This is a genomic window from Streptomyces tuirus, from assembly GCF_014701095.1.
GTDB classification, from domain to species: Bacteria; Actinomycetota; Actinomycetes; order Streptomycetales; family Streptomycetaceae; genus Streptomyces; species Streptomyces tuirus.
This window is the reverse complement of sequence record NZ_AP023439.1, coordinates 7,205,267-7,226,229: the sequence shown is the minus strand read 5'-3', so window position 1 is coordinate 7,226,229 and position 20,963 is coordinate 7,205,267. Positions and strand designations below refer to the sequence as shown.

Sequence of the window (20,963 nt, the reverse complement as noted above, 5' to 3'; positions counted from 1 at the left end):
GACGACAGCCCTCGCTGACGCCCGGGCCGGAAAGGCGATATGTCAACCGAGCCGCGTGGGGACGACGCCCTGACCTCCGAGGAGATCCCGAGCCGCACGAACAGCTTCGTGGGCGAGCCGCACGACGTGACAGGTGCGCGGCTGGCCGCGGAGGAGTTCTTGCGTGACCTGGCACGCTCCGCCCCGCCCTCTGCCCCCGAGTACTGGGACGACATCCTGCTGGTGGTGACGGAACTGGCCGCCAACGCGGTCCAGTACGCCCCGGGTCCGTTCGCGCTGCGGATGCGCCGGACCTTCGACGGGGTGCATGTGGTCCTGCACGACACCAGCAGCACGGAGCCCGCCCCCCGCCCCTTCGATCCGCGCAGCGGCGGCGGGGGCATCGGCTGGCACCTGATCCACACGCTGTGCGACCAGGTGAGCGTGGTGGCCGACGACCGCGGCAAGGACGTGCACGTCTTCTTGCCCTGGTGAGCTTCGCACCCTGACGAGCCGGGAGCGTCACGGGCGCTGTGCGCCCGTGACCGGCTCAGACCGAGGCCGTCTCGTACGGCGGCAGCCGGTCGTAGTAGTCCCCCACCGCCCGCAGGTACTCCTGGTCCCTCGTCTCGCTGTCGGTCTGGAAGCGGGGCGCCGCCTTCGCGTCCGCTCTGCTGCAGGCCAGTGTGACCTTCCTCCCCTGTGGGTCGATGCCGGTGACCACTCCGGCCGGTATCAGGACGCTGCGGCCGAACACCCAGACGCCGGTGTCGACGACCAGATGCCGCATGCCGTGCGGGGCGGCCTCCCGGTCCACGTGCCCGATCGTGCCGTCGGTCGCGGCGACGGCGTACCCGGTCAGGTCCTGCCCCTCGGTGTGACCGCTGTCCGGCCCGTACGACCAGATTCTGTCGATGGCCACGCTGCTCCATCCTCCCTGGCGATGCGCTGATCGCGATCGTTCCGCCGGACGCCTCGCGCCCGGCCCGTTCCACAGCAGCAATTACCCTGCTGCCGCAAGCGCATTCGGCGCACACACCTGCGACCGCGGGCGGCTTCCGCGGGGCCGGTCCCGACGATGTTTCGGAGGGCGGTGCATGGAGGGTGGTTTCCGGGGTAATCGCGGGTGCGCGGTGACATCCGAAGCCCGTCAGTGAAGGGAGACGCATGAGAATCGGCACTCGAGTCCGGAGAACGACCGGGATCCCCTCGCACCGCGGTCATCCCCAGAGGTGACCAGCCCAGGCCGTAGCACTTGTTGGAGGTATCCGTGCCCCTCGCCCAGAACCCGCTGTCCGTGGAAGTCGAACTGCCCCGTGAGGACGTGGCCCTGATCACGGTCGACGGCTACCTGGACGTCGACACCGCGACCGAGTTCCAGGCCCATCTGGCCAACCAACTCCACCACGGCCGACGGCATTTCCTCATCGACCTCTCGTCCGTGCCCTTCATGGACTCGTCCGGGATGAACATCGTTCTCCGGGTGTACCAGGAGACCCGCAAGACCGAGGGCAGCGTGCACGTCATCAGCCCGACGCCGGCCGTGCGGCGCATCCTCGATCTGACCGGCGTGAGCATCACGGTGCCGATATCGGAGAGCGTCGACGAGGCCCTGGCCCGTGTCGACGCGGGGCCGGACCTCCCCCAGGAGCCGAGCGTCTGACGGTCCGGATCCCCTCGGGCACGGCGCCGGCGAAGACCGGTGGTCCGGTGCCCTCGCTCCGCCGTGCCCGGACGACGGCTCACCCTCCGCACGCCGGAAACGGCGGGCGCCCATCGCCGTTCCGCCGAACCGGATCGCTTGCCCCGGAGCAGGTGTCGTGCGAGGTCGGCGCATGGTTAGAGTTGTCGCCCGGCAAGTGTCACATCGCCGTCTCGTTGCCAGAAGCGGGCTCGGTCGACGCAACGCGGATGAGGAGAGAACCAGGTGCCGGAGCACGAAGCGGACGGACAGCTCGCCACGCCCACCGACGAGGTCAGGGACTTCCTGCACCGCCGGCGCGAGCAGATCGCCCAGCGGTGGGCGGACGAGCCGTTGTTCCGCACCGTGTTCACCGTCTCGCGCGACGAGGCGGTGGAAGCGGGCAAGGCCGTCGTGGACGCGCTGGCCCAGGTGGCCGACTCGGGCCAGGTGGAGGACCCGGACGCCGCCGGATTCAGCACCGTGCGCGAGCAGCTCGGCCGGATGGGCGCGGCCCGCTCCCGTGCCGGGCTGAGCAACACCCAGGTCTCCAGCGAACTGGCCGCTCTGCGGCCGCCCGTGGAGAACCTGCTGGCCGCCGATCTGGAGCAGGCGCCACCCGAGCACCTGCGGGCCTGTTCGACCGCGCTGACGGTGCTGACGGGCACCCTGCGACTGGTGGCCATGCAAACCGCGCTGAGCGAGTGGCAGGCGCTCAGCGACCGGCAGCGGATGCAGCTGATGGAGGTGGCCACGCCCGTCATCCGGCTGTGGGACGGCATCGTGGCCGTGCCGCTCATCGGGACCCTCGACAGCGCCCGCAGCCAGATCGTGATGGAGACGCTGCTGAACGCCGTCGTCGACCAGCACGCGCGGTTCGCGATCCTCGACATCACCGGGGTGCCGACGGTCGACTCGCTGGTGGCGCAGCACCTGATGAAGACGGTCGCCGCGGCGCGCCTCATGGGCGCCGAGTGCATCGTCTCGGGCATCCGCCCCGCCATCGCGCAGACCATCGTGCACCTCGGCCTGGATCTGGACGTGATCACCCGCGCGAGCCTCGCCGACGCGCTGGGGTACGCGCTGCACCAGCTCGGCGCGGACATCGTGACCCCGGGTGCGGGTCAGCGGTGAACGACGCCCATCCCCGTCCCGTGACCGGCCATGTGCCGGTCCTCCGGCTCGGCGACGTCCTGCTGGTCACGCTCCAGGGGGACCTGCACGACAGCACGGCGCAGCAGCTCCAGCAGGATCTCGCCGAGACGATCTCCCGCACCGGGGTGCGCGGGGTCCTCATCGACATCTCGGGGGTGGAGATCGTCGACTCCTTCCTCGGCCGGGTGCTGGCCGAGATCGCCGCGCAGGCCGGACTGCTGGCCGCGCGCACCGTGGTGGCCGGCATGAACCCGGCGGTCGCCATCACCCTGGTCGAGCTGGGTCTGACGCTGCCGGGGCTGAGCACCGCACTCAGTACCGAGGCGGGCATGGAGCTCCTCGCGCGGCAGACCCCGGTGCCCCGTCCCGGCAGTCCGCGTCAGGAGAGTCCGTGATGCACACCGCCGCGGGCGTCGAGGCCTGCCTGCCCATCCGGTCGGACATGGACCTGGTGTGGGTGCGACAGCACGTACGGCAGGCCGCCGCCCGGCTCGGCTTCGGTCTGGTGGACCAGACCAAGCTCATCACCGCGGCCAGTGAGCTGGCCCGCAACACCCTGGTGCACGGCGGTGGCGGACAGATGGAGGCGACCCAGGTGGGCGGGGCCGGTGCGCGGGGGCTGCGGCTGGTCTTCACGGACGAGGGGCCGGGCATCGCCGACCTCGACCTGGCGCTGAGCGACGGCTACACCTCCGGCGGCGGTCTGGGGATGGGGCTGAGCGGCGCGCGGCGGCTGGTGCACGACTTCGACATCGACACCACGCCGGGTTCGGGCACCACGGTGCGGGTGACCTGCTGGGTGGGCCGGCCGCCGCGTCCGCGCGAGGAGGTCTGATGCCGCGCGTGTGGGACGTGCCGGTGCGCGACTCGACCCGGGTGCGCGACGTGCGGGTCGCGGCGGAGGAGGCCGCCGCGCTGGCCGGGCTGGACGAGCGGCGCGCCGCGGCGGCCGCGCTGGTGGCGACCGAGCTGGCCACGAATCTGCTGAAGCACGCCGAGGGCGGGCAGGTGCTCATCGACGTCGTGGCTCCGCCGGTGCTTCGGGAGGGCCGGGAGGGGTCCCGGACGGTGCAGATCGCGGCGATCGACCACGGCCCGGGCATCGCGGACGTGCCCGCGGCGCTGCGCGACGGCTTCTCCACGAGCCGCTCGCTCGGCGCGGGCCTCGGCACGTGTGTGCGCCTCTGCGACGACTTCGCCCTGCACAGCGTCCCGGGCCGCGGCACGGTCGCGGTGGCCCGCGTGGGCACGGCGCCCTGGGGCGGTGAGGCGTCGGTGCGGCCGGAGGACGGGGTCGCCGCCGGCGGCCGGTGGCCCGGCGGCGAGCCGCCGTTCGGCGCGGTGGCGTGCGGCGGTCTGACCGGCCACGCGGCGGCGGGCCTCGCCGGGCAGGCTCAGGGCGCCACCGGCGCTCTCGCACCTGCGGCAGACCGTGCGCAGGGGCCGTACGGAACGCCGGGCCATGCCCACCCCGGTACGGGCGCGCCGGTCCCTCCGACGACACCGAACCACGCCCTCCGGGACACCGGCACGCCGCCCCCTCGTACGGCATCGGCTCACGGCCTCGCAGACGCGGGCACGCCCCCGGCCCCTCGGGTCGCGTCGGCTGAGGGCGTCGCGGGCGCGCCGGCCCCTCCTGCGGCGTCGGGTCGCGGCCTCGCGGACACGGGCACGCCGCCCCCTCGTACGGCATCGGCTCACGGCCCCGCGGACGCGGGCACGCCGCCCCCTCGTACGGCATCGGCTCACGGCCTCGCGGGCGCGGGCGAGTCGGCCCCTCGTGCGGCGTCGGCTGAGGGCGTCGCGGGCGTGGGAACCCCGGGGGCGGACCGGGCTTCCCGGACGGCAGGGTCCCACGGCCTCGCGGACGCCGGGGCCGGCCCGGTCCGCCGTGCGGCACCGGCCGGCGGCGCCCCGGGCCCCGGCGCCGGCCCGCAGGACCGTTCCTTGCCGGTCACCGGAGTACGGGCCGGTGGGGTCAACATCCCCTACGGCGGAGCCGAGTACTCGGGGGACGCCTGGGCCTGGGTCCGGGCCGGGGACCGGGTGACGCTGCTGCTGGCGGACGGGCTGGGGCACGGGCCGGAGGCCGCGCGGGCCTCGTCCGCCGCGGTCGCGGCACTGTACCGCTGGGCTCACCTCTCCCCCGCCGAGTCGCTGGGGCGCCTGCACGACGCGCTGAAGGGCACGCGCGGCGCGGCCGTCGCGATGGCCCAGCTCGATCTGTCCGCCGGACGGCTGCGCTTCGCCGGCATCGGCAACGTGGGGGCACGACTGCACACCGCCGGCACCTGGCATCACCTGCTGTCGCGGCCCGGCATCGTCGGGGTGCACCGGCCCGCCACCCTCCGCGAGGAGGAGGCCGACTGGACGGACGACCCGCTGCTGATCCTGCACACCGACGGCCTGCCCAGCCGCTGGACGCCGCCGTCCGGCCCGGGCCTGCCCGCGGCCGACCCGGCCGTGACGGCCGCCGTGACGATACGTGACGCCAGCAGTCCCGCCCTGCCGGTGCGGGACGACACCGCCGTGGCCGTGCTGACCTCGACCCCGCCGGAACGCCCATGATGCGCACTTGGCAGATCACCACCGTCACCGACGCGGCCCGCGCCCGCATCTCACTCGCGCGTCTGGCCGCCGCGTACGGTGTGCCCACCGTCGAACGGACCCGGCTCGCCGCCGCCCTCAGCGCCCACCTGCGCCAGTGCCTCACCAAGGGCGGCACCTGGCGCCTCACCATGGACCTGGCGGGCTCCCCCACCGAGGAGGGGCTGCTGCACGTCGTGGTGACCCCGTCGCCGGAGGCGTGCGCCGCCGGGGAACCGCTCTGGGAGGTCACCGTCCCCTGCCCCGAGGCGGCCGAGGCCGCCGAGGACGGCACCGTCGCCGACGACCCCGCCGCCCTGTCGGAGGCGCTCCTCGGCGCCGACGAGGACACCGCCGTGGTGCTGGACAAGCTCACCGAGCAGGAGGACCTGGTCCTCTTCCACCGCGAGGAGCTGCACCAGACCAACCAGGGCGTCTTGGCCCTGCACGCCGAGCTGGACGCTGCCGGGCGGGCCCAGCGCGAGGCCTTCGCCGCCGAGCGCACCGCCCGCAACGAGGCGGAGAGCGCCCGGCGCAGGCTGATGTTCCTCGCGGACGCGAGCGCCGTGCTGACGGCGTCGCTGAACCACGAGGAGATCGTGCGCCGGCTGCCGGACCTGCTGGTACCGGAGTACGCGAGCAGCGTCGACGTATGGCTGTTCGACCACGAGGAGGACAGACACGGCTCGGCGCCGCATCCGGCCGCCGCCGTGGTCGCGGCCCGTACCGGGCGGCCCCAGTACGCCGCCGGCCATCCCGGCAACCTGCCCGGCGTGGACGACCAGCCGCCGTCGGCGCTGGAACCCGGGCGGCCGCTGCTGTGTGTGCCGCTGCCGACGCGGCGTGCGCCGCTGGGGGTCCTGACGCTGTCGCCGCCCGGTGCGCGCTGGGACCCGGACGACGCGGTGATGCTGATCGAGCTCACCCGGCGGGCCAGCATCGCGATCGACAACGCCCGGCGCTTCGAGCACAACCGCGACATCGCCGAGACGCTGCAGCGCGCCCTGCTGACGGACCTGCCGACCACGCCGGGCCTCAGCCTGGCCGCACGGTACCTTCCGGCCACACACGGGCTGAACATCGGCGGCGACTGGTACGACGCGTTCCCCCAGCGGGACGGCGGTCTGATCACGGTCATCGGCGACGTGACCGGCCACGGTCTGCACGCGGCGGTCATGATGAGCCAGTTGCGCACCGCGCTGCGGGCGTACGCCGTCGACGGCGACAGCCCGGGCCGGCTGCTGACCCGGCTGCACCGGTTCCTGCACCATCTCCAGCCGGACCTGTACGCCACCGCCGTCATCGCCCGGTTCCACCCGGACGAGCCCACGCTGACCTGGGCCGCGGCGGGGCATCCGCCGCCGGTGCTGCGGCTGCCCGACGGCACCGTGCGCACCCTCGACGCCAAGCCCGGCGCGATGCTCGGCATCCCGCTCACCCAGGAGATCGCCGACCACACGGAGCAGCTGGCGCCCGGTTCGACGCTCGCGCTGTACACGGACGGGCTGGTGGAGCGGCGTGCGCAGGGCATAGACCCGGGGATCGAGCGGCTGGCCACGGCGCTCGGCGGGTTCCGTTCCGCGGAGCTGGACGCGGATCTGGAGGGGTCGGCGGACCGGCTTCTGCATCCGTTGCTGAGCGATTCCGAGCGGGACGACGACGTGTGTCTGCTGCTGTGTCATTTCCAGGGCGGCGCCGACTCCTGACGGCGGCTCCGGCCGGCCCGGTCTGCACGCGTGATTCACTCCCGCCCGGTGCTTTTCGGCCACGGTGCGGGCAGGGTGGTGATCGACGCGTTCGTCTGCCTGCCGCGTCCGACTGGCGCACCGGCGGGACACACGGTGGGATCGAAAGGGTGCGAACCGGCGATCCAGGGGCAGTCGGAAGGCGTTCGAGGCAGACCGCCTGGAGCCGCAGAAAGGGATGAACACCGTGACACGACCCAGGATCCTGGTGGTTGGCGCAGGCTTCGCCGGCGTGGAGTGCGTCCGCCGCCTGGAACGGAAACTCTCCCCGGAGGAGGCGGACGTCACGCTGGTGACGCCGTTCGCCTACCAGCTCTACCTGCCGCTGCTCCCCCAGGTCGCCTCCGGCGTGCTGACGCCGCAGTCGATCGCCGTCTCCCTGCGCCGCAGCAAGAAGTACCGCACGCGGATCATTCCGGGCGGCGCCATCGGCGTGGACCTGAAGTCGAAGGTCTGCGTCATCCGCACCATCACCGACCAGATCATCGACGAGCGGTACGACTACATCGTGCTGGCGCCCGGCAGCATTACCCGGACCTTCGACATCCCGGGGCTGACGGACCACGCGTTCGGGATGAAGACGCTCGCCGAGGCGGCGTACATCCGTGACCACGTCATCGCGCAACTGGATCTGGCCGACGCGAGCCCGGACCCCGTGGAGCGGGCCTCGCGGCTGCAGTTCGTGGTGGTCGGCGGCGGTTACGCGGGCACCGAGACCGCGGCGTGCCTGCAGCGGCTGACGCACGCCGCGGTCAAGCGCTATCCGCGGCTGGACCCGGGTCTCATCAAGTGGCACCTGATCGACATCGCCCCGAGGCTGATGCCGGAGCTGGGCGACAAGCTCGGCAGCAGCGCGCAGGAGATCCTGCGCCGGCGGGGCATCGAGATCTCGCTGGGTACCTCCATCGCCAAGGCGGGCGCCGAGGAGGTCACCTTCACCGACGGGCGCGTGGTCCCGACCCGCACGCTCATCTGGACCGCCGGCGTCGCCGCCAGCCCGCTCATCGCCACGCTCGGCGCGGAGACCGTCAAGGGGCGGCTCGCGGTCGCCGCCGAGATGAACCTGCCGGGCGAGGACGGGGTGTTCGCGCTCGGCGACTCGGCCGCCGTCCCCGACCTGGCCAAGGGGGACGGCGCCGTGTGCCCGCCCACCGCGCAGCACGCCCAGCGGCAGGGCAAGCACGTCGCCGACAACGTCATCGCCTCCCTGCGGGGCCAGGCAATGAAGCCGTACGTCCACAAGGACCTCGGGCTCGTCGTCGACCTCGGCGGCACCGATGCGGTGTCCAAGCCGCTGGGCATCGAACTGCGCGGGCTGCCCGCCCAGGCCGTGGCCCGCGGTTACCACTGGTCGGCGCTGCGCACCAACGTGGCCAAGACGCGGGTGATGACGAACTGGCTGCTCAACGCCGTCGCCGGCGACGATTTCGTACGGACCGGGTTCCAGACCCGCAAGGCCGCGCGGCTGAAGGATTTCGAGTACACCGACGCCTATCTGACGCCGGAGCAGGTGCGGGAGCGGGTGGCGGGATCCCGGTCGGAGTAGCGCCGGGCCGGGCGGAAGCCTCCGCTCGTGGCATGTCATGCTGAGATGCGGATCTTGGTGTGAGTCGGGAGAGAGTGCGGCGGCGTGAGGGCAGCGGGACGCGCGGTGCGGGCACGACTGCGGGACCGGATCGCGGCGTCCGACCCGGGCCTGCTGCGTCTGACGGCCGGGCTGCGAACGGTCGGCGCGATCGCACTGACCGTGGCCGTGCTCTCCCTGCTCGGCGCCGACGTGCACATTCTGGTGGCGGGGGCCATCGCGGCGATGGTCGCCACCTTCGCCATCCGGGAGAAGCAGCTCGGGCCCCAGGCCGTGACGCTGGCGCTGGGACTTCCGGTGGCCCTGGCCTCGGTGTCCCTGGGGGCGGTGCTCAGCTCGCACGTCGTGGTCGGTGACGTCTTCTTCGTCGTCCTGATCTTCTGCGCGGTCTACAGCCGCCGGTTCGGCGACCGGGGCACCGCGCTGGGGCTGATCGGCTTCCAGGTCTACTTCCTGTCGCTGTTCGTCGGCGCCACCGTCGAGAGGCTGCCCGAGCTGTGCGGTGCCATCGCGCTGGCGTTCTGCTCCAGTGCCCTGATGCGCTTCGCGGTCGTGCCCGCGACGCCGACGGGTGTGCTGCAGCGGCTGCGCCTGGCCTTCCGCGCCCGGCTGGCCCAGCTGGTGTCGGCGCAAGCAGAACTCCTCGACGCCCCCGCGGAGGAGATGGACAAGGTGCTGAAGGCGCTGCGCGACGGCACCGCGCGGCTGCACGAGACGGCCATGATGATCCAGGGGCGCCTCGAGGAGGGCACCCCGGACGAGTCGGCGGCACGGCTCGTGCAGCGCAGGATCGCCGACGCCGAGATCGCCGCCGAGCGGCTCGGCCTGCTGCTGCTGACCGCCCGCACCGCCGAACGGGCCGACACACTGACCCTGCACCTGCCGGGCGCGCCCGCCCCGGCGATCGCCGGCCCGGACATGCCGGACGAGACCGGCGCCACGCTCCGCCGCGATCTGCTGGCGCTGCACACCCTGGTGCTGCGGGCGGGCAGCGGCGACGCGGGCACCGGGCTGGCCCATGTGCGCAACCGGCTCCTCGGCTACCGGGACGAGGAGAACCTGCCGCCCGCGTCGGCGGCGCTCCAGGACGTCTTCCGCGGCATCGGCGAGTCGGCCCGTTCCGTGCTCGGGCTGCGGATCGCGCTGGACGGCCCCCAGGACGAGTCGGACGACTCCCCGGCGACGGCCCGTTCCCGCGAGGAACTGGACGCCGAGGACGCCGCGATCGACGGCGGCGGCGAGGAGGCCGGGCAGGAGGACCAGACCGGACTGCGGCGGCTCACCACCCGTGCCGCCGTGCAGGTCGCCGTCGGCTCGTCACTGGCGATCGTGGGCGGCGAGCTGCTGTCCACGCAGCGCTGGTACTGGGCGGTGCTGACGTGCTGGATCGTCTTCATCAACACGTCGTCGACGGGCGAGATCCTGGTCAAGGGGTACCGGCGGCTGCTCGGGACGGTGTTCGGCGTCGTGGCCGGCATCGTGCTGGCGGGTCTGGTCGGCAACAACACCTGGACGGCGTTCGCCCTGGTGCTGGTGCTGATCTTCGCGATGTTCTACTCGGCGCCGCTGTCGTACACCCTGATGTCGTTCTTCGTCACGGCGATGCTCGGGCTGCTGTACACGCTGCTGCACACCTACAGCCCTGATGTGCTCGTGCTGCGCATCGAGGAGACGGCGCTCGGCGTGGCCTGTGGGGTGGTGGCCGCGGCGCTGGTGCTGCCGGTGCGGACGGACCGCCGTACGAACGAGCTGCTCGGCACCGTGCTGGAGCGGCTGGCCGAGGTCACGGAGGCCGCCGTCGGCCAGCTCAGCGGAGGGCCGGCGGCCGAGCTGCTGGACAAGGCGCGCGACCTGGACCAGGCGCTGGCGGATCTGCGGGCCGCGACCCAGCCGCTGACCCACCCCGTCACGCCGCTGCGGACCCGGCGCGACACGGCCCGGTACGTGGTGGCGCTGCTGGAGACGTGCGCGTATCACGCGCGGACGCTGGCGGCGACCGCCGAGCTGCTGCCCACGCATCCCTCGATCGCGGCGGATCCGCGACTGCGCGGGGCCGCCGGGCGTACGGTGCGCAACATCCGGACCATCGCGGCCCGGGTCGCCGACGAGCACGCGGGCGCGCAGGTCGAGGTCGGGCCGACCATCGCGTCCCTGCTGGGATCGGACGCCGGCGAACCGCGCTACGGCCGCATCACCGACCGCGTGCTGCGGCATCTGGAGCGGCTGGACGAGGCCGTGGTGGGTCTCGCCCGGCCGCTGGGTGTGCCGGTGGCGGCGCCCCGGGGGTGAGGGCCGTTCCCGGAGTACGGGCCGCGGCCCCTCAGAAGTCCGTGGGCAGTCCGCTCACCTTGGCGATGCCCCGCAGCTCCTCGGTCTGCTTGTGCCGGTCCCGGATGTAGTCGGCGATCTCGCCGAGGCGGACGGGGTCGGACGCGGTGGTGGCGTCCGTGACGATCCTGACCGGGCCGGTGTCGTCGACGTCGAGTTCGACCACTTCGTTGTCCAGGCGGCCGGTGACGGCGGTGGCGATGACGAGGGCCACCTCGTCACGCACCTGCTGGGGCAATTCGTCGTCGCCCTCGGGATCGAGCGCGAAGTCGAGGCTGGACAGGCGTTCCTCTTCGATCGCCTCGAGGACGGGTTCCACCGCGCGCATCAGAAGGCGGTAGTCCTCCGTGTCCATCCGGATGCGCAGGAGGTCCAGGTACGCGTCCACGGGCCGGCCGTCGCCATGCGGAATCTCGGAATCGCTCATTGGCTTCGTGTTCCCCGCAGAACGCGGCTCAGACGCGTCGCCACCGAGCCATGGCGAACGAGAACAGCCCGAAGAGCACCAGCCCGGCGGCGACGCAGACCAGCAGCCAGGGGCCGAGCGGGGTGTCGGCGAAGGTGCGCAGGGTGTCGTCCAGGCCCTTGGCCTTGTCGGGTTCGTAGTCGATGGCGGCGCGCACGGCGAAGACCCCGGCCACGGCGAACACCAGCCCGCGGGCGGCGCCCCCGGCCACGCCGGTGACGTCCACCAGCTGCCGCGTCCGCCGGCCCATCTGCCCGAGCCGGAGCTTGTCGTGGTACTTGCGCAGCACCGCGCGTACGGCGATCCAGCCGCCGGCCACGACGATCCCGATGCCGGCGGCGCCGACCAGCCACTGTCCGGCGGGTATCTCCAGGGCCCTGGCCGTGGCGTCCCGGGACTGCTGGTCGCTGGATCCGCCGCTCTGGTGGCGGCTGACGGCGAACGACAGCACCGAGTAGGCGACGAAGACGTAGAAGGCGAAGCGGACCGTCGCCATCAGCCGCTTGCGGGCGCTGCGGCCGTCCTTGCCCACCGAGCCGAAGAGCGCTTCGGACAGCCTCCACAGGGCCATGCCGACGAGCCCGGTGCCCAGGGCCCACAGCAGCACCGCGCCGAAGGGCTTGTGCGCCAGTTCCTGCAGGGCTCCCCCGCGGTCGGCCTGCCGGCCGGTGCCGCCGAAGGCGATCTGCAGGGCCAGCGCTCCGACGAGCAGATAGATCACGCCCCGGGCGGCGAACCCCGCCCGTGCCGCCCCCTCGGTCACCGAACCCCGTGCCATCCGCCGGGCCCGGAGACGACCGCTCTGTGCCATCGCACTCGTGTTCATGTCGACCTCCCGGCAGTGCGGATGCCCCGGGTCGCCGTTCACACACCCTCCACAGCCCCCGGACCAGGCGGTTCCGGTTCCTGTTCCGCCTCGGGCCCGCCGGAGCGTCACTCCGCGGCCGGCGCGGCCGAGGGCGTGTGCAGGTGCTCCTGTGTCGCCGACGGTGACGCGAAGGGGCCCGGCCGTGGCTTCTGCCGTCGGCCGGGCCCTCGTTCTGCCTCGCCTTCCCCGTGGTGTCAGCGGTACGCGCCTCAGGCGGGCTCGGGGGTCGGCATGCGCTGTCCGGTCGCCGGAACGGCCGTGTCGCGGGCCGGTGCGGGTGCGGCCGCGAGCCACCGGTGGGCGGCCTCCAGGGCGTGCTCGACATCCCGGGTGCCGGTCGAGACGCACAGCGTGTACGCCAGGTCGCGTGCCCTGGGACTCAGCTCCGCCGGTCCGCGCGCGGCCTCGGCGGTCACCAGGGCCTCGTACTCGTCGACGAGTCGGCGCAGCACGGCGGGGTGGGGCCTCAGCATGGTCGTTCGCTCCTCGTGGGGTCGGATGGTCAGGCCGTCGTGGAGGGGCCGCCGCCGCCCCGGTTGCCCGTCCGCTGCCCCAGGACCTCGTTGCGCACCCGGGCGCAGCTGCGGCTGATGAGGCGGGAGACGTGCATCTGCGAGATGCCGAGGTGGTCGGCGATGCGGCTTTGGGTCATGTCCTCGAAGAAGCGCATGTAGAGGATGGCCCGTTCCCGCTCGGGCAGCCGGCGCAGGCCTTCCTTGGCGGACTCGCGGTCCACGACGACGTCGTAGGAGGAGTCGGCCGCGCCGAGGGTGTCGGCGAGGCTGTAGCCGTCGTCGTCGGCGGAGAGCTCGGCGTCCAGCGACAGGGTGCTGAAGCTGTCCAGGGCCTCGAGCCCGGCGTTGACCTCTTCCTCGGTCAGGCCGGTGTGGGTGGCGAGGTCGGCCACGGAGGGCTCGGGGCTGCCCGGGTGCTGGGTGAGTTCGCGGCGTGCCACCCGCACCTTGTTGCGCAGTTCCTGCACACGGCGGGGGACCCGCAGGGCCCACATGCGGTCCCGGAAGTGCCGCTTGACCTCGCCGGTGATGGTGGGGACGGCGTAACTCTCGAAGGCACCCCGGCTCGGGTCGAACCGGTCGATGGCCTTGACCAGGCCCAGTGCGGCGACCTGCCGGAGGTCCTCGATGGACTCGCCGCGGTCGCGGAAGCGGCCGGCGATGCGGTGGGCCATGGGCAGCCACAGGGTGACCAGTTCGTCGCGGACGGCCTCCCGCTCGGGGCCCTCTTCCAGTTCCGCCATCCGGACGAAGAGGGCGGCGGTGTCGGGGGCGTCGTCGTGACGCCGCCGGGGCGCGGTGGTCGTCGTTTCGGGCGTGCCGGGACGATGGGTGGGCGTTTCGATGAGCATGCGGATTCGCTCCTGAACGGTGGTTTCAGGGACTGACCGCGGGAAGGTCGCCGCCCGGACCGCCTGGAGGCCTCCGGGGTAGCGATACCGCTCCCGCTGGGGCGCCTCCGGTCCGAAGCACGAATGTGCGTCTGCCCTTGACCCGGTGGAACAAACTCCGCTTTGCAGTGCAATTTGTCGGGCACCGGCTCACGGGCGTTCAGGACAGGGGTACGACAGCGGTGATGCACTTGCCCCCGGCGGGCAGATCCGACACCCGCACGTCGCGGGAGAGCCGGCAGACGATGGGCCAGCCGTGGCCGCCGTGGCGCAGCCGTCCGTGCGGGTCGGTGCGTGGCGCGACTACGGGCAGCGCGTCACTGCGGTCGCTCACCGAGACCCGCACGCCGGGTCCGTCGACGTCCACCTGGAAGTCGGTGACCCCGCCGCCGTGCAGCATCGCGTTGGTCGTGAGCTCCGAGACGACGAGCAGCGCGTCGGAGAGGGCGTCGGTGTCGCACGGGGTGTGGGTGGCCCGGCAGCGTTCGGCCACGGCCCGCTCCACGGCCCGGCGCGCCTCGGCGGGTTTGCACGGCCGGTGAGCGCCGGGCGGCTCGAATACCGATTCGATCATGTGCTCCTCGCACATTCTGCAGCTCCCTGACAGCACTGACAGCACAGACGGATACCGGGTCCGGACCGCGTTTCGCGGGCCGTTCGCACGGGCCTGGCCGGGGCTCACGGACCCCCTGCTCGCTGGACCCGCCACGGCGTCCGGGGGGCGCACCGCGCGAGCGCCGCGGTCATACTCTTCGGCTCACCCCTCCCCGCAACTGCAAACCTCGGGTGCGGCCGCAAGGCTCAAAAAGACCTCGAACGGTCGTGGGGCGGTGCCATCTCCGGCCACTGGGCGGGTACGCGGTGTGCATGACCGATGTGGTGGATTCGGACGAGTTGCTGCGGCGCATCCAGCGTGCGAGGGAGTGCGCGATGCAGGAGGAGCGGACCTGGCGGACCCGGAGCGAGGAGCTGGACGCGACCGACCCGCAGGGAGCGCGGGACGCGGCCGTGCGGCAGATCTCCTACGAGGCCGTGCTGCGGGTGCTGGACGAGATCGTGGCCCCGGGGAAGCAGGTACCGGAGGAATGACCGGGCCTGACGGCCGGCAAGTGGCCTGCGGAGCACCGGATCGCGGGGCCGGTGCCCGTGCGGGCGGAGCCGGATTGCGGGGGCACACGCCGGGAACCCGGCGCGCATGACTGCCGACCACACGCGAGCACCGGTTCTGGAAGCCCTGGACGAGTACCGGCGCAAGGGGCATCTGTCGTTCACTCCCCCCGGGCACAAGCAGGCCCGCGGCGCCGATCCGGCGGTCCGGGAGATCCTCGGTGACGCGGTGTTCCACGGGGACGTGCTGGCCTCGGGCGGTCTGGACGACCGGCTCACCCGGGGCCGGGTGCTGCAACGGGCCCAGGAGCTGATGGCCGACGCGGTGCACGCCGAGCACACGTTCTTCAGCACATGCGGGAGTTCCCTGTCGGTCAAGGCCGCGATGCTGTCGGCCGCGGGGCCGCACGAGAAGCTGCTGATCGGGCGCGACGCCCACAAGTCCGTGGTGGCGGGGCTGATCATCTCCGGTATCGAGCCGGTCTGGGTCGAGCCCCGGTGGGACGCCGAGCGGAACCTGGCCCATCCCCCGTCCGCCGAGGAGTTCGACCGGGCCTTCGAGGCGCATCCGGACGCGCGCGGCGCGCTGGTCACGAGCCCCACGCCGTACGGAGGCTGCGCGGACCTGGGGGCGATCGCCGACGTCTGTCACGGGCGCTCGCGGCCGCTGATCGTCGACGAGGCGTGGGGCGCGCATCTGCCCTTCCACCCGGATCTTCCGTCCTGGGCGATGGACGCGGGCGCGGACATCTGCGTGACCAGCATCCACAAGATGGGCAGCGGTCTGGAGCAGGGTTCGGTCTTCCATCTCCAGGGCGACCTGGTGCCGCCGGAGCTGCTCGGGATGCGGGCGGACCTGCTCGGCACCACCAGCCCCTCGGTGCTGATCTACGCGGGCCTGGACGGCTGGCGGCGGCAGATGGCGCTGCACGGCGAGGAACTGATGGGCGGTGCGCTGGATCTCGCCGCCGGGGTCCGCGCCGCCATCGAGGAGATCGACGGACTGCACGTCAACGACCGGGACGACTTCTGCGGCCCCGGCCTGGCCGACGACTTCGACCCGCTGCCCGGCGTCATCGACCTCACCGGACTCGGGATCACCGGCTTCCAGGCGGCGGACTGGCTGCGCGAGCACCGGCACATCGACGCGCACCTGGTGGACCACCGCCGCATCGGCGCCCAGATCACCCACGGCGACGACCGGGAGACCACCGGGCAGCTGCTGGAGGCGCTGCGGGACCTCGTGCGGGCCGCACCGGACCTGCCCAGCGCTCCGCGGGTGGAGGTGCCCTCCCCGGCGGAGCTGCGCATGGAGCAGGCGGTGCTGCCCCGCGACGCCTTCTTCGGCGCGGCCGAGTCCGCGCCGCTGGGCGAGGCGGCCGGGCGGATCGCGGCAGAGATGATCACGCCGTATCCCCCGGGCATCCCCGCGGTCCTCCCGGGCGAGCGCCTGACGGAGCCGGTGCTGGCGTACCTGCGGACGGGGCTGGACGCGGGCATGAACCTGCCCGACCCGGAGGATCCGGAGCTGGAGACGATCCGGGTGCTCGCGGAGTGACGGTGGAAGTGAAACGGGTCACGCCACCGGGTCCCGGGTGCATACACCCGCCAGATGGTTTATCGTTCACTCATACGTGGTGACGGAGTCGACCCCTCGTCCTCCGTGCATCACCGCAGTACGGCCCTGGCTGGTCTCCCCCGTCCAGCCAGGGCTTTTTCATGCCCGGACGGTCCGTCGCAAGAAGTCTCGTACGCCGAGGTGCCCAGGGCCCCACCAGCCGCTGAAATGGGATGGGGACAGCACCGCAGTCGACCGCCCGGCGAGGAGCTCCGCATGACCAAAGCGATCAAACTCCTGACCGCCCTGCCTCCTCCGCAGCGGCAGCGCCTGATGACGCTGGCCCGGGAGGTGTCCTTTCCCGAGGACGCCCGGATCTTCGAGGAGGACGGCCCGGCCGACCGCTTCTGGGTCATCCGCTCCGGCGCGGTCTCCCTCGACCAGCAGGTGAACTCCTTGCAGCGGGTGACCGTGGCCAGCCTCGGCGCGGGCGACCTGCTCGGCTGGTCGTGGCTGTTCCCGCCGTACGTCTGGGACTTCGGCGCGGTGGCCTTCAGCCCGGTGCGGGCCTACGAGTTCGACGCGCGGGCCGTGCTGAAGCTGTGCGAGGAGGAGCCGGAGCTCGGGGTGATGCTGCTGCGCAACGTCGCCGAGGTGCTCGCGCACCGGCTGGAGATGACCCGGGGCAAGCTGATGGAGCAGTACACCCTGCACCGGCGCGGCGTGCTGTGAGACGTCAGACGCGGTAGCGCCGCAGCGCCGGTACGGAGGCGGCCAGCACCAGCATCGTCACGACGACCAGGAGCCCGCCGCCCGCGACGGCGGTGCGGGGGCCGAAGGCGGATCCCGCGGTGCCGTGCAGCACATCGGCGAGACGGGGGCCGCCCGCGACGACGACGGTGAACACGCCCTGCATGCGTCCGCGCATCTCGTCGGTGGCGGCGGACAGCAGGATCGCCCCGCGGAAGACCATGGAGACCATGTCGGCCACCCCGGCGAGGGCGAGGAACGCCACCGCGACCCAGAGGTTGCGACTCAGCCCGAAGCCCGCGATCGCCACGCCCCAGGCGACCACCGCCCCGATCACCATCCAGCCGTGCCGCCGGGCCCGGGAGAAGGTGCCGGAGAACAGCCCGCCCAGCACGGCCCCGATGGGGATCGCCGCGAACAGCAGGCCCAGCGCGAGGCCTTCGCCGTACGGGGCGTAGGTCTGGGAGGCGAGCTGCGGGAACAGGGCGCGCGGCATGCCGAGGACCATGGCGATGATGTCGGCGAGGAACGACAGCAGCAGCACCGTGTGCCCGGAGATGTAGCGGAAACCGGCGGCGATCTCCTTCACCCCCGCGCGCCGCACCGCCGAACCGGCCAGGGGCGGCAGCGCCGGCAGCCGGTACACCGCCCACACCGTCACGCACAGGGCCAGGGCGTCGATGAGGTACAGCTCGGGCAGCCCGATGACGGGGATGAGGGCGCCGGCGAGCAGGGGGCCCGCCACCTGCCCGGTCTGCATCACGGTCGAGCCGAGAGCGCCCGCGGCGGGCAGTTCGTCCTCAGGGACCAGCCGGGCTATGGAGGCAGTGCGGGCCGGCGCGTTCAGGCCCCAGAAGGCCTGCTGCACGGCGAGCAGCAGCATGAGCGCGCCCACCGATTCCAGCCCCAGGAAGGCCTGGAGCCAGAACAGCAGGGAGGTGACGGCGATGCCGCTGTTGGTGATCAGCAGCAGCTTGCGCCGGTCCATGATGTCGGCGATCGCCCCGCCCCACAGCGCGAACACGATCAGGGGCACGAGCCCGGCCAGGCTCGCGGCGCCGACCCATGCCGAGGAGCCGGTGATGTCGTAGATCTGCTTGGGGACGGCGACGGCGGTGAGCTGGCTGCCGACGGCGGTGACGATGGTCGAGACCCACAGCCGCCGGTAGGCGGGGCGGCGCAGGGGGCGGGTGTCCATGGCCCAGCGCCGCCGGCCCCGGCGGTGGGGCGCCCGCGGTTCGGGTTCCCCCTCTTCGGTCGTGCTCTCGCTCGCGTCCACGCGCCGCTTCCTCGATGCTCGCTACATCTTTCCGGGCGTGGATCACTATCGCACCAGCCTGCCGGGGCCCCGCAGCCGAGGTGTCAGCTTCCGACGACGAGCACGGCGCCGAGCACGATCATCGTGGCGGCGACGAGGCCGTCCAGGACGCGCCATGCGGCCGGCTTGGCGAGGAAACGGCCGAGCATCCGGGCGCCGAACCCGAGGGCGGTGAACCAGCACAGGCTCGCCAGCACCGCGCCGAGACCGAAGGTCCAGCGCAGCTCGCCGTGGTCGGCTGCGACGGAACCGAGCAGCAAGACGGTGTCGAGGTAGACGTGCGGGTTGAGCCAGGTCATCGCCAGACAGGTGAGCACGGCCCGGCGCACCGATCCGGCCGCCTCTCCCTCCGTCCGCAGCCCGTCCCCGCCGGGCCGCAGCACCCGGCGGACCGCCAGTGCGCCGTAGACCAGCAGGAACGCGCCGCCGATCCAGCCGACCGCGGTCAGGGCGCCCGGCCACCTCACCACCACCGCGCCGACCCCGCCGACCCCGAGCGCGATCAGCGCCGCGTCCGACAGGGCGCAGATGGCGACCACGGCGAGGACGGCCTGGCGGCGGATCCCCTGGCGCAGGACGAAGGCGTTCTGGGCGCCGATGGCGACGATGAGGGACAGTCCGGTGCCGAATCCGGCGGCGCCGGCGGTGAAGGTGCTGGTCATGGCGTCGACGCTACGGACGCGTCTCACCAGGGTCCAGCTAAAGATTCTTACGTATCATCAGCACGCGTGATGATGACCGATCTCCCGCTGGACCAGGTGCGGACCCTGCTCGCCGTCGTGGACGAGGGGACCTTCGACGCGGCGGCGGCCGCGCTGCATGTGACACCGTCGGCGATCAGCCAGCGGGTGAAGGCGCTGGAGCAGCGCACGGGCCGGGTCCTGCTGCTGCGGACCAAGCCGGTGCGGCCGACCGAGTCGGGCGAGGTGCTGGTGCGGCTGGCCCGCCAGGTGGCACGGCTGGAGCACGACGCCTGCGCGGAGCTGGGGCTGGCCGACACCGGCGAGCCGGTCCGGGTGTCCGTCGCGGTGAACGCGGACTCGCTGGCCACCTGGTTCCTGCCCGTGCTCTCGCGCGTGCCGCAGGAGCCGCGGCTCTGCTTCGAACTGCGCCGCGAGGACGAGGACCACACGGCGGCCCTGCTGCGGGAAGGTGTGGTGATGGCCGCGGTGACCTCGTCGCCCGACCCCGTGCCGGGCTGCTCCGTGCGGCCGCTCGGGCGGATGCGCTACCTCCCCGTGGCCGCGCCGGACTTCGCCGCGCACCACCTCGGCGGGCCCCTGGCGCAGGTGCTGACGGAGGTGCCCGTGGTGGTCTTCGACCGGCGTGACGACTTCCAGGACGGCTTCGTCCGCAGGCTCACCCGGGGGCGGAGCGGCGCGAGCGCGCTCCGGCACTATGTGCCGACCTCGGAGGGGTTCGTCGAGGCCGTGGCCGCCGGGCTGGGGTGGGGGCTGGTGCCGGAGCCCCAGGCGGATCCGCTGCTGCGCGACGGCCGGCTCGTCGGCATCACCCCGGGCCGCCCGGTCGACGTGCCGCTGTACTGGCAGCAGTGGAAGCTCGACTCGCCTGCGCTGGCGCAGGTGGCGGACACGGTCACGGCGACGGCGGCCGAGATGCTGCGGGGCTGAGGTCTCAGTCGCGGATGCCCTCCAGCCGGGCCGCAGCGCTGTCCAGCAGCATCTCCAGGGCCGTCGGGTAGGCGCTGGTGAGCATGCGGGTGGCGAGCAGGGGCGCCGCCTCGGCGATGCGGGGATGGGTGGTGGCGGGCAGACGGGCGTACGTCGAGCGCCACATGTCCTCGTCGGCGTGCAGCGAGTCGCTGGGCAGGGCCAGCGAGGCGGCGTCCAGCGCGGCGAAGGCCAGGGTCTGGTCGATGAAGGCGTGGTAGATGCGGACGGTGTCGGGCAGCGGGAAACCGGCCCTGCGCAGGACGTCCAGGACGGCCTCGTCCGCGGCCAGTTCGTGGGCCCGGCCGGTGACGCGGTTGGTCGTGAGCAGGGCGGCCTGCGGATGGGCGAGGTACGCGGCATGGATGCGCAGCCCGAACGACCGCAGGTCCGCCCGCCACTCGCCCGTGGGCCGCCAGCCCTGAAGGGCCTGGCCGATGAGCGCGTCGCCGATGGCGAGGGTCAGGTCGTCCATGCCGCGGAAGTACCGGTAGAGCGTGCTGGGGTCGGCGTCCAGGGCGAGACCCAGCCGGCGGGCGGTGAGTCCGGCGCTGCCGTGTTCGCGCAGCATGCGCAGCGCGGTCTCGACGATCAGCTCCTCGGACAGCACGGTGCCGCTCTTGGTGGGCCGGCGCCGGCGGCGTTTCTCCTCGGGCACCACGGGCTTGGGCACGACGTCTCCCTCCTTATGCCAACGCCATTGACCTTATGACACGGGGCGGCGTTTCATCGCTGCAAGGACGCGTCATGTTCTTCGCATAT

The 20,963-nt window shown here is 72.9% G+C and carries 21 protein-coding genes and 2 pseudogenes; 14 read left to right on the top strand and 9 right to left on the bottom strand.

Features of this window, described 5'->3' with window-relative positions; all coding sequences use genetic code 11:
- The first annotated feature begins 39 nt into the window (after window positions 1-39).
- Entirely contained in the window at window positions 40-474 is a 435-nt protein-coding gene (locus IGS69_RS32850; RefSeq protein WP_003987862.1) for an ATP-binding protein, read from the top strand.
- Window positions 475-529: 55 nt separating this feature from the next.
- Here the strand turns inward: IGS69_RS32850 and IGS69_RS32845 are convergent, their stop codons facing one another.
- Window positions 530-901, bottom strand: a complete 372-nt coding sequence (locus IGS69_RS32845; RefSeq protein ID WP_190904080.1) for a PRC-barrel domain containing protein — start codon at window positions 899-901, stop codon at window positions 530-532.
- Between the two features lie 348 nt (window positions 902-1,249).
- Here IGS69_RS32845 and IGS69_RS32840 point away from each other — a divergent pair, with 348 nt between their 5' ends.
- The 9 genes and pseudogenes from IGS69_RS32840 to IGS69_RS32800 all read left to right on the top strand — a co-directional run bounded on the left by IGS69_RS32840 (window position 1,250) and on the right by IGS69_RS32800 (window position 11,020).
- The gene (locus IGS69_RS32840) at window positions 1,250-1,642 is read left to right on the top strand and encodes an STAS domain-containing protein (RefSeq protein WP_190904079.1); all 393 of its coding nucleotides are present in this window, start codon (window positions 1,250-1,252) and stop codon (window positions 1,640-1,642) included.
- A 264-nt stretch (window positions 1,643-1,906) separates the two neighbouring features.
- Entirely contained in the window at window positions 1,907-2,794 is an 888-nt protein-coding gene (locus tag IGS69_RS32835) for an STAS domain-containing protein (protein ID WP_190904078.1), read from the top strand.
- A complete protein-coding gene (locus IGS69_RS32830; protein ID WP_190904077.1) occupies window positions 2,791-3,210 on the top strand; it encodes an STAS domain-containing protein in 420 nt (139 codons plus the stop codon). The genes IGS69_RS32835 and IGS69_RS32830 overlap by 4 nt, the downstream gene beginning before the upstream one ends.
- Entirely contained in the window at window positions 3,210-3,650 is a 441-nt protein-coding gene (locus IGS69_RS32825) for an anti-sigma regulatory factor (protein WP_190904746.1), read from the top strand. The genes IGS69_RS32830 and IGS69_RS32825 overlap by 1 nt, the downstream gene beginning before the upstream one ends.
- Window positions 3,650-4,153, top strand: a pseudogene (locus IGS69_RS32820) (ATP-binding protein); the annotation flags it as partial. The gene IGS69_RS32825 and the pseudogene IGS69_RS32820, both read left to right, overlap by 1 nt.
- Before the next feature lie 624 nt (window positions 4,154-4,777).
- Window positions 4,778-5,383, top strand: a pseudogene (locus IGS69_RS32815) (SpoIIE family protein phosphatase); the annotation flags it as partial.
- Complete coding sequence (locus IGS69_RS32810; RefSeq protein ID WP_190904076.1) at window positions 5,380-7,107, top strand: PP2C family protein-serine/threonine phosphatase; 1,728 nt, start codon at window positions 5,380-5,382, stop codon at window positions 7,105-7,107. The pseudogene IGS69_RS32815 and the gene IGS69_RS32810, both read left to right, overlap by 4 nt.
- 217 nt (window positions 7,108-7,324) lie before the next feature.
- Window positions 7,325-8,692, top strand: coding sequence for an NAD(P)/FAD-dependent oxidoreductase (locus tag IGS69_RS32805; protein WP_190904075.1), 1,368 nt, complete (start codon window positions 7,325-7,327; stop codon window positions 8,690-8,692).
- An 84-nt stretch (window positions 8,693-8,776) separates the two neighbouring features.
- Window positions 8,777-11,020, top strand: coding sequence for an FUSC family protein (locus tag IGS69_RS32800; protein WP_190904074.1), 2,244 nt, complete (start codon window positions 8,777-8,779; stop codon window positions 11,018-11,020).
- Between the two features lie 31 nt (window positions 11,021-11,051).
- Here IGS69_RS32800 and IGS69_RS32795 read toward each other — a convergent pair whose 3' ends face one another.
- The 5 genes from IGS69_RS32795 to IGS69_RS32775 all read right to left on the bottom strand — a co-directional run bounded on the left by IGS69_RS32795 (window position 11,052) and on the right by IGS69_RS32775 (window position 14,387).
- The gene (locus IGS69_RS32795; RefSeq protein WP_190904073.1) at window positions 11,052-11,486 is read right to left on the bottom strand and encodes a hypothetical protein; all 435 of its coding nucleotides are present in this window, start codon (window positions 11,484-11,486) and stop codon (window positions 11,052-11,054) included.
- A 28-nt stretch (window positions 11,487-11,514) separates the two neighbouring features.
- On the bottom strand, window positions 11,515-12,351 hold the full coding sequence (locus IGS69_RS32790; protein ID WP_190904072.1) for a DUF1206 domain-containing protein: 837 nt from the start codon (window positions 12,349-12,351) through the stop codon (window positions 11,515-11,517).
- A 251-nt stretch (window positions 12,352-12,602) separates the two neighbouring features.
- A complete protein-coding gene (locus IGS69_RS32785; protein WP_190904071.1) occupies window positions 12,603-12,866 on the bottom strand; it encodes a DUF5133 domain-containing protein in 264 nt (87 codons plus the stop codon).
- Window positions 12,867-12,895: 29 nt separating this feature from the next.
- Window positions 12,896-13,759: an RNA polymerase sigma factor SigF gene (locus IGS69_RS32780; RefSeq protein WP_190904070.1), complete on the bottom strand. Its 864-nt coding sequence runs from the start codon at window positions 13,757-13,759 to the stop codon at window positions 12,896-12,898.
- 199 nt (window positions 13,760-13,958) lie between these two features.
- Window positions 13,959-14,387: an ATP-binding protein gene (locus tag IGS69_RS32775; protein ID WP_190904069.1), complete on the bottom strand. Its 429-nt coding sequence runs from the start codon at window positions 14,385-14,387 to the stop codon at window positions 13,959-13,961.
- Window positions 14,388-14,665: 278 nt separating this feature from the next.
- On the opposite strand from IGS69_RS32775, the gene IGS69_RS32770 reads away from it, so the two are divergent.
- The 3 genes from IGS69_RS32770 to IGS69_RS32760 all read left to right on the top strand — a co-directional run bounded on the left by IGS69_RS32770 (window position 14,666) and on the right by IGS69_RS32760 (window position 17,195).
- Window positions 14,666-14,887, top strand: a complete 222-nt coding sequence (locus IGS69_RS32770; RefSeq protein WP_190904068.1) for a hypothetical protein — start codon at window positions 14,666-14,668, stop codon at window positions 14,885-14,887.
- A gap of 106 nt (window positions 14,888-14,993) precedes the next feature.
- Window positions 14,994-16,463, top strand: a complete 1,470-nt coding sequence (locus IGS69_RS32765) for an aminotransferase class I/II-fold pyridoxal phosphate-dependent enzyme (RefSeq protein WP_190904067.1) — start codon at window positions 14,994-14,996, stop codon at window positions 16,461-16,463.
- 276 nt (window positions 16,464-16,739) lie between these two features.
- The gene (locus tag IGS69_RS32760; protein ID WP_190904066.1) at window positions 16,740-17,195 is read left to right on the top strand and encodes a cyclic nucleotide-binding domain-containing protein; all 456 of its coding nucleotides are present in this window, start codon (window positions 16,740-16,742) and stop codon (window positions 17,193-17,195) included.
- A 4-nt stretch (window positions 17,196-17,199) separates the two neighbouring features.
- On the opposite strand, the gene IGS69_RS32755 is transcribed toward IGS69_RS32760, so the two are convergent.
- Together IGS69_RS32755 and IGS69_RS32750 are read right to left on the bottom strand one after the other, a co-directional pair.
- Window positions 17,200-18,492 (bottom strand): MFS transporter, encoded by a 1,293-nt coding sequence (locus tag IGS69_RS32755; RefSeq protein WP_190904065.1) that lies wholly within the window; start codon window positions 18,490-18,492, stop codon window positions 17,200-17,202.
- Between the two features lie 83 nt (window positions 18,493-18,575).
- Complete coding sequence (locus IGS69_RS32750) at window positions 18,576-19,193, bottom strand: LysE/ArgO family amino acid transporter (protein WP_190904064.1); 618 nt, start codon at window positions 19,191-19,193, stop codon at window positions 18,576-18,578.
- Between the two features lie 69 nt (window positions 19,194-19,262).
- On the opposite strand from IGS69_RS32750, the gene IGS69_RS32745 reads away from it, so the two are divergent.
- Window positions 19,263-20,162, top strand: coding sequence for a LysR family transcriptional regulator ArgP (locus IGS69_RS32745; RefSeq protein WP_190904744.1), 900 nt, complete (start codon window positions 19,263-19,265; stop codon window positions 20,160-20,162).
- 4 nt (window positions 20,163-20,166) lie between these two features.
- On the opposite strand, the gene IGS69_RS32740 is transcribed toward IGS69_RS32745, so the two are convergent.
- Window positions 20,167-20,874, bottom strand: a complete 708-nt coding sequence (locus IGS69_RS32740; RefSeq protein WP_190904063.1) for a TetR/AcrR family transcriptional regulator — start codon at window positions 20,872-20,874, stop codon at window positions 20,167-20,169.
- Window positions 20,875-20,963: the final 89 nt, after the last annotated feature.

Coding starts and splice junctions, on each gene's coding strand:
- IGS69_RS32765 (WP_190904067.1), top strand. CDS start 14,994: ATGACTGCCGACCACACGCGAGCACCGGTTCTGGAAGCCCTGGACGAG.
- IGS69_RS32745 (WP_190904744.1), top strand. CDS start 19,263: ATGATGACCGATCTCCCGCTGGACCAGGTGCGGACCCTGCTCGCCGTC.
- IGS69_RS32795 (WP_190904073.1), bottom strand. CDS start 11,486: ATGAGCGATTCCGAGATTCCGCATGGCGACGGCCGGCCCGTGGACGCG.
- IGS69_RS32775 (WP_190904069.1), bottom strand. CDS start 14,387: ATGTGCGAGGAGCACATGATCGAATCGGTATTCGAGCCGCCCGGCGCT.
- IGS69_RS32780 (WP_190904070.1), bottom strand. CDS start 13,759: ATGCTCATCGAAACGCCCACCCATCGTCCCGGCACGCCCGAAACGACG.
- IGS69_RS32785 (WP_190904071.1), bottom strand. CDS start 12,866: ATGCTGAGGCCCCACCCCGCCGTGCTGCGCCGACTCGTCGACGAGTAC.
- IGS69_RS32760 (WP_190904066.1), top strand. CDS start 16,740: ATGACCAAAGCGATCAAACTCCTGACCGCCCTGCCTCCTCCGCAGCGG.
- IGS69_RS32770 (WP_190904068.1), top strand. CDS start 14,666: ATGACCGATGTGGTGGATTCGGACGAGTTGCTGCGGCGCATCCAGCGT.
- IGS69_RS32790 (WP_190904072.1), bottom strand. CDS start 12,351: ATGAACACGAGTGCGATGGCACAGAGCGGTCGTCTCCGGGCCCGGCGG.
- IGS69_RS32825 (WP_190904746.1), top strand. CDS start 3,210: ATGCACACCGCCGCGGGCGTCGAGGCCTGCCTGCCCATCCGGTCGGAC.
- IGS69_RS32810 (WP_190904076.1), top strand. CDS start 5,380: ATGATGCGCACTTGGCAGATCACCACCGTCACCGACGCGGCCCGCGCC.
- IGS69_RS32750 (WP_190904064.1), bottom strand. CDS start 19,193: ATGACCAGCACCTTCACCGCCGGCGCCGCCGGATTCGGCACCGGACTG.
- IGS69_RS32850 (WP_003987862.1), top strand. CDS start 40: ATGTCAACCGAGCCGCGTGGGGACGACGCCCTGACCTCCGAGGAGATC.
- IGS69_RS32805 (WP_190904075.1), top strand. CDS start 7,325: ATGAACACCGTGACACGACCCAGGATCCTGGTGGTTGGCGCAGGCTTC.